The following is a 17040-nucleotide window of genomic DNA, read 5'->3' on the forward strand; positions in this document are numbered from 1 at the left end:
TTTCATAATTTTAAATTTTACTACTTCTAACCGAAAATTAATTAATATTAATTTTCGGTTTTTTTAATTAATATTTTTCAGAATATGGATTCAGAATTTAAACTAAGAAAAGCTGCAATCGAAGACAGAGAAATTATCTGGAATATTTTACAACAAGCCATTGAAAGAAGAAAGCTCGACGGAAGCACACAATGGCAGCAGGGCTATCCAAACCCGGAAACCGTAGAAAGTGATATTGCAAAAGGTTTCGGATATGTAATGACAGTAGATGAAAAAATTGCGGTTTATACAGCTTTGATTCTGAATGACGAGCCGGCATATAGCACCATCGAAGGTGAATGGCTGAGCAACGGAGAATTTGTTGTTGTTCATAGAGTAGCTGTTGACGAAAAATTTGCAGGGCAGGGAATGGTGAAGAAATTATTTGACTATATTGAAGAATTCACAAAATCACACGGAATTCTAAGCATTAAGATTGATACCAATTATGATAATATCGCCATGTTGAAAATCCTTGAAAGCAAAGGCTATTCTTATTGTGGAGAAGTTTTTCTGGCCGGCGGAATGCGAAAGGCTTTTGAGAAGATTATAATTTAACCAAAAAGTTAAATCAACTTTCATTGAATTTTTAAAACGATAGGAATTCATAAACTCTATCGAGTTTGTTCGTTTAGTTCAGAACTAAGTTATACTTTTGCTTCAAATTTATATACCATGCATAAGAGTATAGAAATTGATGAAAAAATTTTCCAGGATGCCGTAAAGTTTTATGGCATCATTTTCAACTTACCCCCATTGGCTTCAAAAATATATGCTTACCTGCTTTTTGATTATAAAAAAGTAGGGATTACTTTTGACGAGTTTGTGGATGTACTTTCTGCAAGTAAAAGTTCCGTATCTACCAGCATCTTGCTTTTACTTAACGCAGAACTTATCGTTGATCACAATAAAATGGATGAGCGGAAAAGATTTTTTTTCATCAATGAAGAATATAAAAAGATAAGATTTGAAAAAATAGTTCAAAAGATGAAAGACGAATTAAAACTACTGGATGATTTAGATCAATTTAAAAAAAATCGTGATGATGGACACAATGAACGAATGGAAGCATATAAACTTCTTTTAAACAAAAACATTAAAAATATTCAGGAATCTCTTAATAAACTATAAAATGAATAATAAGCTAGTTATACTTTCTATTGCAGCGCTTTCTTTGGTGGCCTGCAAAAAAGAAACTCCCAAACAAGATGGTCCAAAACCATATCCTGTGGTAAATGTGGAGATGAAAAATATAGTAGGCTATCAGACTTTTCCTGCTACCATTCAGGGGAGAATAAATAACGATGTTCGTGCTAAAATACAGGGATATATCACTCAGGTTTTGGTGGATGAGGGACAGTATGTTACAAAAGGGCAACCTCTTTTCCGTTTGGAAACCAATATATTAAATGAAAATGCTGCAGCCTCCAAAGCGGGAATTGGTGCGGCAGAATCGAATATTGCGGCAGCTCAGGCGGCGGTAAATGCTGCCAATGTGGAAGTTAATAAACTGAAACCATTGGTTCAGAAAAACATTATCAGCAATGTGCAATTACAGACGGCGCAGGCTAACTTAGCACAGGCTCAGGCTCAGCTGAAGCAGGCTCAGGCGGCTAAAAGCCAGGCGGTGGCTAATTACAAAGGGATAGAAGCTAATATTGAATTTTCTATCATTCGCGCACCAATTTCAGGCGTTATCGGAAAACTTCCATTAAAAGTGGGAAGTTTGGTTGGCCCAACTGACCAGACTCCATTAACAACAATTTCTGATACTTCCCAGATCTACGCCTATTTTTCAATGAACGAAAAAGAATATTTCAACTTCCTTGAAAAATCTCCAGGTGCTTCTTTACCTGAAAAAATTAAAAATCTTCCGATGGTAGAATTGCAATTGGCAAATGGAAGTATTTACGGAGAAAAAGGTAAAATTGAAGCCATTACAGGGCAGATTGATGCCACAACAGGTACCATCCAGTTCAGAGTTGGCTTCTCAAATCCTCAAAAATTATTGAGCAACGGAAACAGCGGTACCATCAGACTTCCAAAAACTTATGATAATGTACTGGTCGTACCTGAAAGTGCTACTTATGAGCAACAAGGAATTGTTTACGTCTATAAAGTTGATAAAGCAGACACGGCAAGAAACGTTGTCATTAATGTGATCGACAGAATCGACAATTTAGCTTTGGTAAACTCGGGAATAAATAAGGGCGAAAAAATCATTGCAGCAGGAATCGGAGGTTTAAAGCCAGGAACTGCCGTGAAGCCAAAACCTATCAAAATGGATAGTCTTGTTCAATCTATAAAACCGAAATTCTAAAATGATTAAAAACTTTATAAACAGACCGGTTTTATCCACGGTAATCTCAATCTTGATTGTGATTCTCGGGGTATTGGGATTGATCTCGCTGCCGGTTACACAATATCCCGACATTGCACCTCCTACAGTAAGCGTTTCCACAAACTATACCGGAGCCAACGCGGAAACTGTGATGAAGAGTGTGGTGGTTCCTTTGGAAGAGCAAATTAACGGGGTGGAAGGAATGGATTACATCACTTCATCTGCCGGAAATGATGGTTCTGCACAGATTCAGGTATTCTTTAAACAGGGAATCGATCCTGATATTGCAGCGGTAAACGTACAAAACCGTGTGGCCAGAGCAACACCTTTGCTGCCTGCAGAAGTTACACGTTCCGGGGTGGTAACACAAAAACAGCAGACAAGTGCCTTGATGTATATGTCTTTCTATTCCGAAAATAAAGATTTAGATGATGTATATCTTCAGAACTTCCTGAATATTAACGTTATTCCAAATTTAAAAAGAATTAATGGAGTAGGAGATGCCAACGTTTTCGGGGGTAAAAATTATTCCATGAGAATCTGGCTTGATCCTGCAAAAATGGCCGCTTACGGAGTAACTCCAACTGATGTTACCAATGCCATCAACGAACAGAGTAGAGAAGCAGCAGCCGGTTCTATCGGACAAAACAGCGGTAGTTCTTTTGATTATATCATTAAATATGTTGGTAAGTTTAACGATAAAGCCCAGTATGATAATATTATAATTAAATCCCTAAGAGACGGTCAAAACCTGATGCTAAAAGACGTTGCCAAAGTAGAGCTGGCAGGTCAGTCATATACAGGAATCGGAGAAAACGGAAATAATCCGGCGATCAGTATGGGTATTTTCCAGACACCGGGTTCAAACGCTCAGGAAATTATTAAAAATATTAAAACTTATCTAAAATCTGCAGAAGGCAGTTTTCCGCAGGGAATTAAATATACCTTCAACTTTGATACTAACGAATTCCTTGAAGCATCGATTGAAAAGGTTGTTCATACCCTGATCGAAGCATTTATTCTGGTATTTATCGTAGTATATATTTTCCTTCAGGACTTCAGGTCTACTTTGATTCCGGCCATTGCGGTTCCGGTTTCTATTATAGGTGCTTTCTTCTTCCTGAATTTATTTGGATATTCATTAAACTTATTAACACTCTTCGCTTTGGTATTAGCGATAGGTATTGTCGTGGATGATGCGATTGTCGTCGTTGAGGCCGTTCATGCCAAGATGGAGCATGGTATTGCTGATGCTAAAAAAGCAACGGTAGAAGCAATGGATGAAATTACAGGAGCTATTATTTCAATTACTTTGGTAATGGCGTCGGTATTTATTCCGGTAACATTTATCACAGGTCCTACCGGGGTTTTCTATCAACAGTTCGGGATTACATTGATTGTGGCAATCATTATTTCTGCAATTAACGCATTAACATTGAGTCCGGTTTTATGTTCTTTATTCTTAAAACCTCACGATGCTCATCATTCAGAATATAAAAATTTGAATATCCTTCAGAAGTTTTTTTATAAGTTTAATATTGCTTTCAAAACAACAACCGAACGTTATGGAAGAGGTTTTGTATTTTTATTAAGACATAAATGGATCACTTTGATAATCTTCGCCATCACTGGCGGAATCCTTTACTGGGCAAGTACTTCCATGAAAAAAGGTTTTGTACCGACGGAAGACAGGGGAATTATCTTTACAGACGTTCAGCTTCCTCCGGGCGCATCTATGGAAAGAACGTATAATGCTCTGAAAACCCTTCAGGCAAACGCTTTAAAAGTTCCTGGAGTACAAAACGTAACAATTTCTACAGGGAGAGGTTTCTTATCCGGAAACGGTAGTAATAACGGTTTGGCTTTCATTAAGTTAAAACCATTTGATGAAAGAAAAAAAGATGGACAAACGTCTGAGGATATTACAAAAAAACTATTCGGGATTTCAGGGAAAGTTCCTGATGCTAAAGTAGTATTCTTCCAGCCACCAAGTGTTCCTGGTTTTGGTAACAGTGCAGGTTTTGAAATGGTTCTTTTAGATAAAGCCGGAAGTGAATATGCAGAACTAGATGCCAAAACCAATGAGTTTATCGGAAAACTGATGGAAAGACCTGAAATTGAATTTGCGCAAACATCATTCAATACAAAATATCCTCAGTATGAAATGCAGATTAATGTTCCGTTAGCAAAACAATTAGGAGTTTCTGTAAGTGATATCCTGGCAACAATGCAAGGATATATCGGAGGAATCTACACCGCCGACTTTACGAAATACGGAAAGCAGTTCAGGGTAATGGTTCAGGCGCTTCCGGAAAACAGACAAAATATTGATAATCTTAATGATTTGTATGTAAGAACAGGTTCAGGTGTAATGTCACCAATTTCACAATTTGTTACATTGAACAAAGCATATGGACCTCAATCTGTGAGCCGCTACAACCTGTTTACCTCAGTAAAAATTACAGGATCTAATTCTGCAGGATTCAGTTCAGGGGATGCTATTGCAGCAGTTCAGCAGGTGGCAAGCGAAACGTTAAGTCAAAACTATGATGTAGAGTTTACAGGATTATCAAGAGAAGAATTGAATTCAGGATCTCAGACGATTTTAATATTTGCCTTAAGTTTAATTTTCGTCTATTTCATCCTTTCTGCTCAATATGAGAGCTATATTCTTCCACTAATTGTAGTAATTTCTCTTCCTCTCGGGGTTATGGGAGCTTATTTCGGACAGAAAATCATGGGCTTGGAAAACAACATTTATTTCCAGATTGCCCTGATTATGTTAGTAGGATTATTAGCTAAAAACGCCATCTTGATTGTTGAATTTGCTGTTCAGAGAAGGCATCACGGAGAAACCATCGTAATGTCTGCTATCAACGCCGCAAAAGCGAGGTTAAGACCGATTCTGATGACCTCATTTGCCTTTATCTTCGGTTTATTACCATTGGTTTTAGCCAGCGGAATCGGGGCTGTAGGTAACAGGTCTATCGCAACTGGTGCGGCAATAGGATTATTAATAGGTACCATTTTAGGATTATTTGTAATCCCTGTTTTATATGTCATTTTTGAATTTTTACAGGAAAAAATTAAGCCTATTAAAAAGAAAGAAATCAATTTAGCAGAATAAATTAATTAGAGAAGTTAGAGGATAGATATTAGAATTTAGTTTTAAATCTAACTTCTAACCTCTAGTTTCTAACTTCTAATTTTAAATAATGAAGAGTATTTTAAACACCATAAAAGGAATAACATTCTCAGTCACAATTCTTGCCACAGTATCATCCTGCATGGCAAGGAAAGAATACCAGAGACCGAATAATGTTGTGGACGAAAAGCTGTACCGTACAGATATGCTTCCTGCCGACAGTACGAATATAGCGAACGTTTCATGGAAAGAAATTTTTACAGATTCGATACTTCAGGGGCATATCTCAAAAGCCCTTGAAAACAATCTGGATATTAGAATTGCTTTACAGAGCATCACTTCGGCAGAAGCTTATTTAAAGCAAAGTAAAGCCGCTTACGAGCCTACCGTGACTGTAGGCCCCGGCTACACTTTCCAGACTCAGTCTCTGAATACACAAACCGGACAGCTTTTCGGACAAAGAAGATATATCAATCAGCTTGACATTACCGCAAATATTGGCTGGGAAGCTGATATTTGGGGTAAGTTAAAAGCACAGGAAAAAGCTCAGCTTGCTACTTATTTAGGAACTGTTGCAGCTCATAAAGCAGTAAAAAGTGACCTGGTAGCTTCTATTGCTTCGGCCTATTATCAATTGCTTACCTTCGACGAGCAGAAGAAAATTATTACGGAAACCATTAAAGTTCGTGAGGAAAATTTAGAAACCACAAAAGCTTTAAAAGTTGCAGGAACATTAACCGAGGTGGCTGTTCAACAAAGTGAAGCTTTAGTTTTTAATGCAAAATCTTTATTGATCAATATTGATACTCAGATTCAGCTATTGGAAAACACAATGAGCCTGCTGATGGGAGAGCCTTCTCATACAATTGAAAGATCAACTCTGGATGCACAGAATGTTCCTATTAATCTAAAATTAGGCTACCCGGCACAGCTTTTGGCCAACAGACCTGATGTAATGCGTGCAGAATATAATTTAATGAACGCTTTTGAACTGACAAACTCTGCAAAAGCACAGTTTTATCCTACTTTAAGAATTACCGGAAGTGGAGGTATTCAATCACTTGATATTGACCACTTATTCAGTGTTAATTCTTTATTTGCCAATGTAGTGGGAGGTTTGGCTCAGCCTATCTTAAACAGAAGATCTATCAAAACAAATTATGAAGTAAGCCTTGCCAATCAGGAAACTGCTTATCTGAATTTCAGGAAAACAGTTCTTACAGCAGGAAAAGAGGTTTCTGATGCGATAAGGGTATTTTCTGTTCAGGATTCTTATATTGACCTTAAGCAAAAAGAATTAAATTCATACAAAAAGTCCGTAGATTATTCACAGGAATTAGTGAATTATGGTATGGCAAACTACCTTGAAGTTCTAAATGCCAGCGTAAATTCTTTAAATGCAGAATTGAATATTGCCAACGCTCAATATAGTAAAATGAAAGCTGCAGTAGAGCTTTATCAGGCTCTCGGCGGAGGCTGGAAATAATTTCGACTATAAAATTTATAAAGGCGCATGTTATTTTTTTAGCATGCGTTTTTTGATATGTTTTGTTTATTTTTATATTAAGAAATTTAGTCAGAAATAATTTTTAGGGTTAAGAATTAATAAATTAATTTTAATATAATGCTGGTCTTAATTTTAATTTAATAGTCTGATTTTTATTGTTTTAAAATAAGATTGGTATATTAATTTTACATTGTTGTTATTTACATTAAAACTAAAAATTCAAAGAAGTTTGTAATTAATTATCAAACTTATTAAAGAAAATTTAACAAAATGTTTGTACATGTAGTTTAAATACTTACTTTTGTACGGCTTTGGGGAATTAGCTCATCTGGCTAGAGCGTTAGACTGGCAGTCTAAAGGTGACGGGTTCGATCCCCGTATTCTCCACATATTATTTGGATAAAATTAGTATTAATTATGAAGAAACTTTTTTTACTTTTATTAACTGCTTTTTTATTCATCGGTTGCAGCAAAGATGATGATACTATTTATGATTTCATCGGAACCTGGGCTGGAACTTATGAAGGAACCGAAAAAGGCGACTGGAACATCGTAGTGGCAACCGACGGAAAAGTGACCGGAACAATGCATTCTGATCAGACCAGTGAGAATTACTACATTTCAGGGTTTCTTACTGATTCCGGAGAAATTACAGCCACCATCGGGTCACCTGCAGATGGAGAATTCAGAGGAAATTTGAACAGAGAAGATAAAAAAGCTTCCGGAAACTGGGTAAATTCTGTACCGACACCAGATAGATCAGGAACCTGGAAAGGTGAAAAAACTTCTAAATAATAAAAACTTACAATATAAAAGAGCCGTCCGATGGGATGGCTCTTTTGTTTTTAGCATTTAAATTTTATATTTGTAGTATAATTGATTCAAAGCGGATGAGTATGACAGTTTTATTTCAGGGTAATTTCAGAACAAAGCAGTTAATAGGCTTACTTATCGTTTCTTCCTTTGCAGTATCATGCGGAAGCTCAAAAAATGTAACAGCTAAAAAAAATACAACTAACACTGTTGCAAAAAATGAAAATCTCCGGAAACTGGATTCAAAATTTGACGGAAAAGTTTCAAAATCAATCGACGATATCCTAAAAGATGCAGAAAAGTATCTCGGAACACCCTATAAATTTGCTGGCAATTCTTCTGCCGGATTCGACTGCTCCGGCTTTACTTCAAAAGTTTTTGAGGAAAATGATTTTAAATTACCAAGAAGATCTGCAGATCAGGCCGAAGCCGGGCAAAAAATTGATATAAAAGACGTAAAACCCGGAGATCTTTTATTCTTCGCAACAGCCGGAGGAACAAGGGTTTCTCATGTAGGGATCGTCCATGATATCGGAAGTGACGGCGAAGTGAAATTTATCCACGCATCCACCACAAAAGGAGTAATCATTTCTTCATTAAACGAAAAATACTGGAATAAAGCTTACCTGCACGCACAAAGGGTTTTGTAAACTAAAAATTAATCTTAACTTAAGCCTAAAACTTTTGTATCTTCGCGAATAAATTTAAACTAGAAACATGTCGTTACAACAAACAATTGAAAACATTTGGGATAATAGAGATCTTTTGCAGAACGAAGACAGCCAAAAGGCGATAAGAGAAGTTGTTTCTTTATTGGATGCCGGGGAGCTTCGTGTGGCGGAACCTATGGAAAATGGTTGGCAGGTGAATGAATGGGTGAAAAAAGCTGTAGTAATGTATTTTCCAATTCAGAAAATGGAAACTATTGAAGTAGGACCATTTGAATTTCATGATAAAATTCCTTTAAAGAGAAATTATGCCGAAAAAGGAGTGAGAGTTGTACCGCATGCCATCGCGAGGGAAGGTGCTTTTGTGGCTTCCGGAGTGATTATGATGCCGTCTTATGTAAACATCGGAGCTTATGTAGATTCAGGAACGATGGTGGATACCTGGGCTACAGTGGGAAGCTGCGCACAGATCGGTAAAAATGTCCATCTGAGTGGCGGTGTAGGAATCGGTGGTGTTTTGGAACCCCTTCAGGCAGCTCCTGTGATTATTGAAGATGATTGCTTTATCGGATCAAGATGTATCGTGGTAGAAGGCATTCACGTAGAAAAAGAAGCTGTTTTAGGAGCAAATGTCGTGCTTACGGCATCCACAAAAATCATTGATGTTACAGGCTCTGAACCTATTGAAATTAAAGGTAGAGTTCCTGCCCGTTCGGTAGTGATCCCGGGAAGCTATACAAAACAATACCCTGCCGGGGAATATCAGGTTCCGTGTGCTCTTATTATTGGTAAAAGAAAAGAATCTACCGATAAAAAGACCTCTTTAAATGATGCATTGAGAGATAATAATGTTGCTGTTTAAGATTAAAATTTTAAACTAAAACCTCACAATCTTGAAAGATAAATTTCTTAAAATACTTTTAAACCCTAAATATATATTTGGGGTTTATCTTATTATATCGGTTGTTACAGCGATTTCCAAATATTTAAGAGGAGATTATGCAATTAATAATTATCTGATTTTCAAGAGTGTATTTTTTAATACCATTAATCAGAAAAATTTATTTATTCATTATCCCGATCTTTTTTTTGATCTCAATCATTACGGTGTGTTTTTTAGCGCACTGATTGCCCCTTTTGCTATAATGCCCGACTGGCTGGGAATTTCTCTTTGGAATTTAGCCAATACTTTTATTTTCGTTTACGGAATTTACAAGCTTCCGTTTTCAGATTCAAAAAAATCAATTTTTGGATTACTTTGCCTTCAGGAGTATATTACGGCAGCTCTAAGCCTGCAATTCAATGTAGCGCTTACAGGGCTTTTGCTGCTATCTGCCGTTTACATTTATGAAAGAAAAGAAGTAAAATCTGTTACCGCAATTTTAGTAGGAGTTTTTGTAAAAATCTACGGAATTGTAGGACTTACACAATTCTTCTTTATTAAAAATAAAACAAAATTTATTCTTTCGGGAATAATAATTGCTGTATTATTTTTTGTGCTTCCGATGGCATATTCCAGTCCGAAATTTGTGATCCAGTGTTATTTTGACTGGTTCAATTCTATTGTTGAAAAAAACAATGAAAACCAGGTGTTGGGAAATATGCAGGATATTTCTTTAATGGGTTTTTTCAGAAGGATTTTAGGGGATGCTTCCATTTCTAATCTGGTATTTTTAGCATTTGGATTACCGCTTTTTGTCTTACCTTATATCAGAATTAAGCAATATCAATATTATGCATTCCAACTGATGATTCTGGCTTCTACTTTACTGTTTTTGGTATTGTTCAGCTCAAGCTCAGAATCCCCAACGTATATCATTGCTGTTGTAGGTGTTATGATTTGGTTTTTCCTTCAAAAAGAAAGAACACCGTTCATTATCGGACTGTTGGTTTTCGTAATAATTTTCACCTGTTTTTCCACATCAGATTTATTTCCAAAATTCATTAAAGAGAATTATATCAAAAAATATTCTTTAAAAGCCGTACCTTGCATTGTAATATGGTTGAGAATAACATATGAACTTTTAACTAAAAATTTCGAAAAAGATTACAGCCTGAATTAATAATATGAAAAAAATTTCAATTGTAATTCCCGCCTATAACGAAGAAGGAAACGTTACCATGATTCATCAGAAGATCAAAGAAGTTTTTGATGGATTAAACAATTATGATTTTGAAATTATATTCGTAAATGATGGAAGCAGAGACAATACGCAGCAAAAATTAGAAGAACTTTGCCAACAATATGAAGAAGTAAAATTCATTGAGTTTTCAAGAAATTTCGGGCATCAGCCTGCCGTAAAAGCCGGAATGGACAATGCTCACGGAAATGCTGTCATTTCAATGGACGGCGATCTTCAGCATCCGCCGGAACTGATCCCCGAAATGATCAAAAAATGGGAAGAAGGCTATGATATTGTCTTTACGGTAAGAACTTATCCTAAGGAAATTTCTTTATTCAAAAGGAAAACTTCAGATTTTTTCTACAGACTTTTATCAAATTTATCTGATGTTGATTTAACGAAAGGTGGAGGATCTGATTTTAGATTAATGGATGCCAATGCAGTTGAAGTGATGAGAAAATTCAACGAAGATGATCTGTTTCTGAGAGGCTTGACAAGCTGGATGGGCTTTAAACAAACCGGAATTGAATTTACAGCCAATGAAAGACTATCAGGGCAGAGCAGCTACAATCTTAAAAAAATGATCACATTTGCCTTTACAGGGATCACAGCTTTCAGTGTGAAGCCACTTTATATTGCAGCTTATCTGGGTTTCCTGTTTTCTGCACTTTCCGTGGTGGGATATGTCGGATATGTGATCTATTCATTCGTTGTGGAAACAGAAATTTCCGGTTGGGCATCTTTGATTATGACAATTGTTTTCTTTGGCGGATTACAATTAATCATTTTAGGAATAATGGGGATATATTTAGGAAAAATATTTAAACAAGTGAAAGAAAGACCTAATTATATCATAAAAAATAAAAATTTTAAATAATGGTTTTATTAAGTTTTGATATTGAAGAATTTGATATGCCATTAGAATATAAAGGTGAAATTCCTTTTGACAGGCAGATTTTAATTTCGCAGACCGGATTGATAAGAATTTTAGATATTCTTAAAAAACATAATGTAAAAGCTACATTTTTTTCAACCGTGGTTTTTGCAGAAAACAGCAAAAATTTAATTGAAAGACTTTTAAGCGAAGGCCATGAACTGGCTTCTCACACTTGGTTTCATTCAGATTTTAAAGAAGAGCATCTGAAAGAATCCAAAGATAAATTAGAAGAATTATTTTCTACAAAAATTACGGGCTTAAGAATGCCTAGAATGATGCCTGTAAGTAAAAATGCAGTTGAAAATGCGGGTTACTCTTATAATTCATCCATCAATCCTACATTTCTTCCGGGAAGATACAACAATTTGAAAGTTTCGAGAACCTATTTTTGGGAGGAAAGTGTTATTCAGATTCCTGCGTCGGTTTCTCCTAACTTCAGAATTCCTCTGTTTTGGCTGAGCTTTCATAATTTTCCACTATTTTTTTATAAAAAGCTGGCTTCTGATACGCTCAAAAAAGATAATTATCTGAATATTTATTTTCACCCTTGGGAATTTGCAAAAATTAAGGATGAAGCTTTTAAATTACCCGGTTTTACCGTAAAAAATTCAGGGAAAGAAATGGTTGAGCGTTTCGATGAATTTATTTCCTGGTTGAAAAGTAAAAATTATACATTCGGGACATTTCAGGAATTTCAAAAACGAATTGAATCATGAAAATAGCATATGACGCTAAACGATTTTTCCACAATACTTCTGGTTTGGGCAATTATTCCAGAGATCTTGTGCGAATTCTGGCGAAATATTTTCCCGAAAACGAATATATTTTATTAAATAAAAATAAATCGGAAAGAGGAGAGGATATTCTGAAAAAAAAAAATGTAAGTTTTGTACAAACATCTAAAGGAAACATGTCCCGCCAATTCAGAATGGGAAAAGATGCGCAGAAGCAAGATGCCGATATTTTTCATGGTTTGTCTGGTGAATTACCTTTAAAATGGGGTCAAAAGCCAATCAAAAAAATTGTTACTATTCATGATCTGATTTTTGTGCGCTATCCGCAATATTACTCTTTTTTTGATCGTAAAATTCATTTCTGGAAATTCAAAAAAGCTGCAAATTCAGCAGATAAAATTATTGCCATTTCTGAACAGACAAAGCGAGATATAGTACAGTTTTTAAAAGTTCCTGAAAGCAGAATAGAGGTTATTTATCAGGGCTGTCATCATGCTTTTAAAGAAAATCAGCCGGAAGATTTTATTCAAAAAACAAAGCAGAAATTCAGTCTTCCTGAAAAATACATTTTAAATGTAGGAACTATCGAAGACCGTAAAAATATTTTGAATGTAATTAAAGCTTTAAAAGATACAAAAATCCCTTTAGTAGTGATCGGAAAAAAAACAAAGTATTTCAAAAAAGTGAAGAATTTCATTCATAAGAATAGCATGGAAAAGCAGGTTCATTTTATGGAAGGAGTTTCTATGGATGAACTGGCTGTCATTTATAAATTAGCCGATATTTTTATTTATCCAAGCTTCTTTGAAGGTTTTGGAATCCCTGTAATAGAAGCACTTTTCTCAAAAACAGTAGTTATCACGAGCAATACAAGCTGCCTTCCTGAAGCTGGAGGGCCAGATTCTGTATACATCGATCCAGAAAACTATTTGGATATTCAGTCAAAAATAAAATTTTTATGGAATAATGAATCGGAAAGAAAACGTCGTGCTGATAAAGGTTTAGAATTTGTTCAAAAATTTAATGACGAACCCATTGCTAATGAACTGATGAATCTTTACAGAAAAGTTATTTCATAAATTATAGGTAATTTTCCAACACCCTGTTTATTCACAAAATTTCTTACCAAATGAATTTTAATTGAAAAGAAAAAAGCCCTGTATAACAGGTTTTTTTTCATATTTTATCTATTGGCAACCGCAAAATGCTGCAGCGCTCCAATGGCTGCTTTACCAACGTTAAAAACGTACATTACGTCTGTATTTGCGAAGGTATCATCTTTTGTATGAGAAAGATCGCTTCTAAGATATTCAAAAAAACCTGTAATTACTTCACCTTTCTCTTCGAAAGAAATGTAGTCTGTATCTTCGGCTGGGTCAATATCCGTTTTAAGCGGTGAATAAAGTGTTGTACACTTGATCAGTTCCTGGGTAACTGCCCTCGAAGCCTCGTTATTTGCGGAAATTCCGCCCCGATCTTCGTCACAGAAAACGGTATCGTTATTTTCACCTTTAATCCCTCCGACTTGGTCAAGGTTGAAGACCAATTTTATGTCCAGTTGTTTTATATCGTCCTTATAAACAATATTTTTTACATAATGCCTGCTTCCAACAAGACCTTGTTCTTCTCCAGAAAAATGGATAAATTTAATCGAATATTCCGCGGGTACATCTTTTAAAATCCTTGCTGTTTCCAAAATGATGGATGTTCCGCTACCATTATCGTTTACACCTGGCCCGTTAATGCTGTCGAAGTGTCCGCAGATAATAATATATTTATTGGGAAAAACGGTTCCCTTTTTCGTAATGATAAGATTTTTTGATTTAAATTTTCCGATAGAAAAAGGATCTTCTTCCATCTGATCTTCAGAATATCCGAAAGATAAATATTTATCTTTTATCCAGTTCAGGGCATTATCATTTTCTTCAGAGCCTGTTGTTTTAATTCCGAGCTTTTCAAATTCTTTTAAATTTGATTCAATATCTTCTTTTCTTAGTTTGTTTACCCTATCCTGATAGGCCTTAATAAAGGTCTGGGCATTAGCACTTAAAACAGATAAGGAAAAGAGTAGGATGGTAGTGATTTTTTTCATTTTGGTGGTTATAGTTTATTTGAATTCTTCAAATGTAGATATAAAAAATCCTAAGTAAATACTTAGGATTTTATTATTTTATTTTTATCATTATTTTTCAATAATTATTTTTCTTATCGCCTTTTTGTTATTCGCTTTTATCGTGCATAAATAAGTTCCGTTAGTAATTCCGGAAACATTGATTTTTTTTCCGTTTTCTTTATTTAAAATCAACCTACCGCTCAAATCTGTAATTTCCAGATTGAAATTTTTAATATCATTAGGAAGTTCTACGTTCAAAATATCTTTTGCCGGATTCGGATATATTTTCACTGATTCCAAGGAATTGGCCACGGCATCATGAGTTCCCAAAACAGTAGTTGCCACTGCAAAGTGTTGCAATGCTCCTACTGCTGCTTTTCCTACATTAAATACATAAGTAGGGTCTACATTGGCAAAAGTATCATTTATCGTATGTTCGTTATGGCTTCTGATATTTTCGTAAAATCCGGTTATAATATCACCATTTTGCTCGAAAGGAATATAATCTGATGAATAAGCATTTGACATCACAGTCCCGAGCGGTGAGTAAAGGGTTGTACAATTTGCCAGTTGTTGTGTGAAAGCCAGCGACTGCGCATCATTTGAAGTAAGCCCTGACTGATCACTCTCACATTTGATTGCATTATTATTATTTCCTATTTTTCCGCCTACCTGATCCAGATTGAAAACAAGCCTTATATCCAACTGGCGTACATTGTTCTGAAAAACGATATTATCCGCATAATGGCCGCTTCCCTCGAGGCCTTGTTCTTCCCCTGAAAAATGGATAAACTTGATAGAATATTGTGTTGGAATATCCTTCAAAATTCTTGCAGCTTCCAGAATGATGGATGTTCCGCTTCCGTTGTCGCTTACGCCCGGCCCTGTTACAGTATCATAATGGCCGCAGATAATAACATAGGTGTTGGGATAAGTAGTTCCCTGTTTTGTTATAATTAAATTTTTGGAGCTTATATTTCCTCCAAAAGTAAAAGGATCTTCCGAAATCTGGCCTGCAGTATATCCGTACGACTGATATTTTGTCTTAAGCCAATTCAGAGCAGTAGTATTGGCAGCAGAACCGGTAGTTTTCACTCCCATACTTTCAAATTCCTGAAGCATGGTGGTGATATTGGTCTGAGAAACCTGATCCGCCCTGTTTTTATAAGCCTGAATAAAACTTTGCGCCTGAAAGCTATAAGTCGTTAAAGAAATAAATAAAAGAGTAGTTAATTTTTTCACTTTTAAAGAAAATTTTATAAAATCAATAAATAATAGACAAATGTATATAATAAAAAAATCCTGAGCAAAAAACTCAGGATTTATATTGATAACAAAAATTCTACATTATTATTTTACTTGATCTACAACAGCTTTGAAAGCCTCAGGGTAATTCATTGCTAAATCTGCTAAAACTTTTCTGTTTAGTTCGATGTTGTTCTTTTTAAGAGCTCCCATAAACTGAGAGTAAGACATTCCGTGCTCTCTGGTACCCGCATTGATACGAGTGATCCAAAGTGCTCTGAAGTTTCTTTTCTTCTCTTTTCTACCACGGTAAGCATATTGCATTGCTTTTTCTACCGCGTTTTTAGCAACAGTCCAAACGTTCTTTCTTCTTCCGAAATAACCTTTAGCTTGCTTAAAAATTTTCTTTCTGCGAGCTCTGGAAGCTACGGCATTTACTGATCTTGGCATAATTTAAATTGTTTTTTTGAAAAGGGCGGTAAATTCTTTCATTACTCTTAGCTGCTCCATTTCAGGGTTAAAATTTTGAATTTGTTTTGAATTCTTATAAACCGAATATAGATTTATAAAAACTACTTAATTGCTAATTGACGCAATACGCTTTTCTCGTCCACAGCAGCAACGTAAGAAGTCGTAGTAAGATTTCTCTTCTGCTTCGTTTCTTTTTTAGTTAAGATGTGGCTTTTGAAAGCATTTTTTCTTTTGATCTTACCAGAACCAGTAAGAGCAAAACGTTTCTTAGCACCTGATTTCGTTTTTAATTTTGGCATTGTTTTGCTTTTTATTGTTTTGTTATCAATATCTGTATTGGCTACTCCTGAAACATTCAGGAATAATAATCTGCAAAATTAAGGAAAAATTTCGAGATAATGAATTTTTATTTGAAGCCGTTTCCTGCTTTTCACTGTATCTTTTTGGTTGCGGACTCCTGAACTACGTTCGTAAACCTCCAGTTTATACTCCGCCCGCAACCAAAAAGGATGCCGTTGCAATCAGGCTAGGATGGTAGGATAGGTGGTTTCGAGTCCCTCAGCCACTAGAGAAACCCTGGTCTTTCAATATAAATTCTATTTCTGATAAATCACTTTTATCACACAGTAAAGTCCAGGAAATTTAATAACTCAGATGGTGGCTGAGGGACTCGAAACCACACAACTTGCAAATCTTTAATAAAAACAGCAACCAAAATACTTTGATTGCTGCTTTATTTATATAGAAGTTGTTTAAACTTTTAATTTTTTGATTAATCTTAAAGAAAATGCTAAAAAATGCAGATTCTTCCAAGTAATATCCAACGTTTCAAATCTTATCAGCAAAGCCTTAAAGCCGTCTAACCAAGCATTTGCCTGCTCTATTTTAAATCTGTTTTCGTACA

The 17040-nt window shown here is 35.4% G+C and carries 16 protein-coding genes and 1 tRNA gene; 13 read left to right on the top strand and 4 right to left on the bottom strand.

What is annotated here, in order from left to right; all coding sequences use genetic code 11:
• Positions 1-84 precede the first annotated feature (84 nt).
• The 13 genes from BW926_RS00870 (at position 85) to BW926_RS00930 (ending at position 13386) form a co-directional block, all read left to right on the top strand.
• Positions 85-597 carry a GNAT family N-acetyltransferase gene (locus BW926_RS00870; protein WP_076443504.1) on the top strand — a complete coding sequence of 171 codons (513 nt, stop codon included), beginning with the start codon at positions 85-87 and terminating at the stop codon, positions 595-597.
• Positions 598-714: 117 nt separating this feature from the next.
• On the top strand, positions 715-1170 hold the full coding sequence (locus BW926_RS00875) for a transcriptional regulator (protein ID WP_076443505.1): 456 nt from the start codon (positions 715-717) through the stop codon (positions 1168-1170).
• 1 nt (position 1171) lies between these two features.
• Positions 1172-2359, top strand: coding sequence for an efflux RND transporter periplasmic adaptor subunit (locus BW926_RS00880; RefSeq protein WP_076443506.1), 1188 nt, complete (start codon positions 1172-1174; stop codon positions 2357-2359).
• Between the two features lies 1 nt (position 2360).
• Positions 2361-5507: an efflux RND transporter permease subunit gene (locus BW926_RS00885; protein WP_076443507.1), complete on the top strand. Its 3147-nt coding sequence runs from the start codon at positions 2361-2363 to the stop codon at positions 5505-5507.
• Between the two features lie 88 nt (positions 5508-5595).
• Positions 5596-7011 carry a TolC family protein gene (locus BW926_RS00890; protein ID WP_076443508.1) on the top strand — a complete coding sequence of 472 codons (1416 nt, stop codon included), beginning with the start codon at positions 5596-5598 and terminating at the stop codon, positions 7009-7011.
• Positions 7012-7345: 334 nt separating this feature from the next.
• Positions 7346-7419: transfer RNA gene (locus tag BW926_RS00895), tRNA-Ala, on the top strand.
• A 30-nt stretch (positions 7420-7449) separates the two neighbouring features.
• Positions 7450-7827 carry a hypothetical protein gene (locus BW926_RS00900; protein ID WP_076443509.1) on the top strand — a complete coding sequence of 126 codons (378 nt, stop codon included), beginning with the start codon at positions 7450-7452 and terminating at the stop codon, positions 7825-7827.
• 101 nt (positions 7828-7928) lie between these two features.
• Positions 7929-8495, top strand: a complete 567-nt coding sequence (locus BW926_RS00905) for a C40 family peptidase (RefSeq protein ID WP_076443510.1) — start codon at positions 7929-7931, stop codon at positions 8493-8495.
• Positions 8496-8562: 67 nt separating this feature from the next.
• Positions 8563-9375, top strand: coding sequence for a 2,3,4,5-tetrahydropyridine-2,6-dicarboxylate N-succinyltransferase (locus BW926_RS00910; protein WP_076443511.1), 813 nt, complete (start codon positions 8563-8565; stop codon positions 9373-9375).
• A gap of 31 nt (positions 9376-9406) precedes the next feature.
• Positions 9407-10576 (top strand): glycosyltransferase family 87 protein, encoded by a 1170-nt coding sequence (locus tag BW926_RS00915; RefSeq protein WP_076443512.1) that lies wholly within the window; start codon positions 9407-9409, stop codon positions 10574-10576.
• A 4-nt stretch (positions 10577-10580) separates the two neighbouring features.
• Positions 10581-11513, top strand: a complete 933-nt coding sequence (locus BW926_RS00920) for a glycosyltransferase family 2 protein (RefSeq protein ID WP_076443513.1) — start codon at positions 10581-10583, stop codon at positions 11511-11513.
• Positions 11513-12289 carry a polysaccharide deacetylase family protein gene (locus BW926_RS00925; protein ID WP_076443514.1) on the top strand — a complete coding sequence of 259 codons (777 nt, stop codon included), beginning with the start codon at positions 11513-11515 and terminating at the stop codon, positions 12287-12289. The genes BW926_RS00920 and BW926_RS00925 overlap by 1 nt, the downstream gene beginning before the upstream one ends.
• Entirely contained in the window at positions 12286-13386 is a 1101-nt protein-coding gene (locus BW926_RS00930) for a glycosyltransferase family 4 protein (RefSeq protein WP_076443515.1), read from the top strand. The genes BW926_RS00925 and BW926_RS00930 overlap by 4 nt, the downstream gene beginning before the upstream one ends.
• A 104-nt stretch (positions 13387-13490) precedes the next feature.
• On the opposite strand, the gene BW926_RS00935 is transcribed toward BW926_RS00930, so the two are convergent.
• The 4 genes from BW926_RS00935 to rpmI all read right to left on the bottom strand — a co-directional run bounded on the left by BW926_RS00935 (position 13491) and on the right by rpmI (position 16435).
• A complete protein-coding gene (locus BW926_RS00935; protein WP_076443516.1) occupies positions 13491-14399 on the bottom strand; it encodes a M28 family metallopeptidase in 909 nt (302 codons plus the stop codon).
• A gap of 90 nt (positions 14400-14489) precedes the next feature.
• The gene (locus BW926_RS00940) at positions 14490-15662 is read right to left on the bottom strand and encodes a M28 family peptidase (RefSeq protein WP_076443517.1); all 1173 of its coding nucleotides are present in this window, start codon (positions 15660-15662) and stop codon (positions 14490-14492) included.
• A 108-nt stretch (positions 15663-15770) separates the two neighbouring features.
• Positions 15771-16115: a 50S ribosomal protein L20 gene (rplT, locus tag BW926_RS00945; RefSeq protein WP_076443518.1), complete on the bottom strand. Its 345-nt coding sequence runs from the start codon at positions 16113-16115 to the stop codon at positions 15771-15773.
• Positions 16116-16237: 122 nt separating this feature from the next.
• On the bottom strand, positions 16238-16435 hold the full coding sequence (rpmI, locus tag BW926_RS00950) for a 50S ribosomal protein L35 (RefSeq protein WP_076443519.1): 198 nt from the start codon (positions 16433-16435) through the stop codon (positions 16238-16240).
• Between the last annotated feature and the right edge of the window lie 605 nt (positions 16436-17040).

The organism is Chryseobacterium sp. RU37D, from assembly GCF_900156075.1.
Taxonomy (GTDB): Bacteria; Bacteroidota; Bacteroidia; order Flavobacteriales; family Weeksellaceae; genus Chryseobacterium.

Bases quoted from the DNA above. Each gene is read 5' to 3' on its own strand.
- BW926_RS00880 (WP_076443506.1), top strand. From the start codon at position 1,172: ATGAATAATAAGCTAGTTATACTTTCTATTGCAGCGCTTTCTTTGGTG.
- BW926_RS00925 (WP_076443514.1), top strand. From the start codon at position 11,513: ATGGTTTTATTAAGTTTTGATATTGAAGAATTTGATATGCCATTAGAA.
- BW926_RS00890 (WP_076443508.1), top strand. From the start codon at position 5,596: ATGAAGAGTATTTTAAACACCATAAAAGGAATAACATTCTCAGTCACA.
- rplT (WP_076443518.1), bottom strand. From the start codon at position 16,115: ATGCCAAGATCAGTAAATGCCGTAGCTTCCAGAGCTCGCAGAAAGAAA.
- BW926_RS00930 (WP_076443515.1), top strand. From the start codon at position 12,286: ATGAAAATAGCATATGACGCTAAACGATTTTTCCACAATACTTCTGGT.
- BW926_RS00900 (WP_076443509.1), top strand. From the start codon at position 7,450: ATGAAGAAACTTTTTTTACTTTTATTAACTGCTTTTTTATTCATCGGT.
- BW926_RS00870 (WP_076443504.1), top strand. From the start codon at position 85: ATGGATTCAGAATTTAAACTAAGAAAAGCTGCAATCGAAGACAGAGAA.
- BW926_RS00935 (WP_076443516.1), bottom strand. From the start codon at position 14,399: ATGAAAAAAATCACTACCATCCTACTCTTTTCCTTATCTGTTTTAAGT.
- BW926_RS00920 (WP_076443513.1), top strand. From the start codon at position 10,581: ATGAAAAAAATTTCAATTGTAATTCCCGCCTATAACGAAGAAGGAAAC.
- BW926_RS00910 (WP_076443511.1), top strand. From the start codon at position 8,563: ATGTCGTTACAACAAACAATTGAAAACATTTGGGATAATAGAGATCTT.
- BW926_RS00885 (WP_076443507.1), top strand. From the start codon at position 2,361: ATGATTAAAAACTTTATAAACAGACCGGTTTTATCCACGGTAATCTCA.
- BW926_RS00905 (WP_076443510.1), top strand. From the start codon at position 7,929: ATGACAGTTTTATTTCAGGGTAATTTCAGAACAAAGCAGTTAATAGGC.
- BW926_RS00875 (WP_076443505.1), top strand. From the start codon at position 715: ATGCATAAGAGTATAGAAATTGATGAAAAAATTTTCCAGGATGCCGTA.
- rpmI (WP_076443519.1), bottom strand. From the start codon at position 16,435: ATGCCAAAATTAAAAACGAAATCAGGTGCTAAGAAACGTTTTGCTCTT.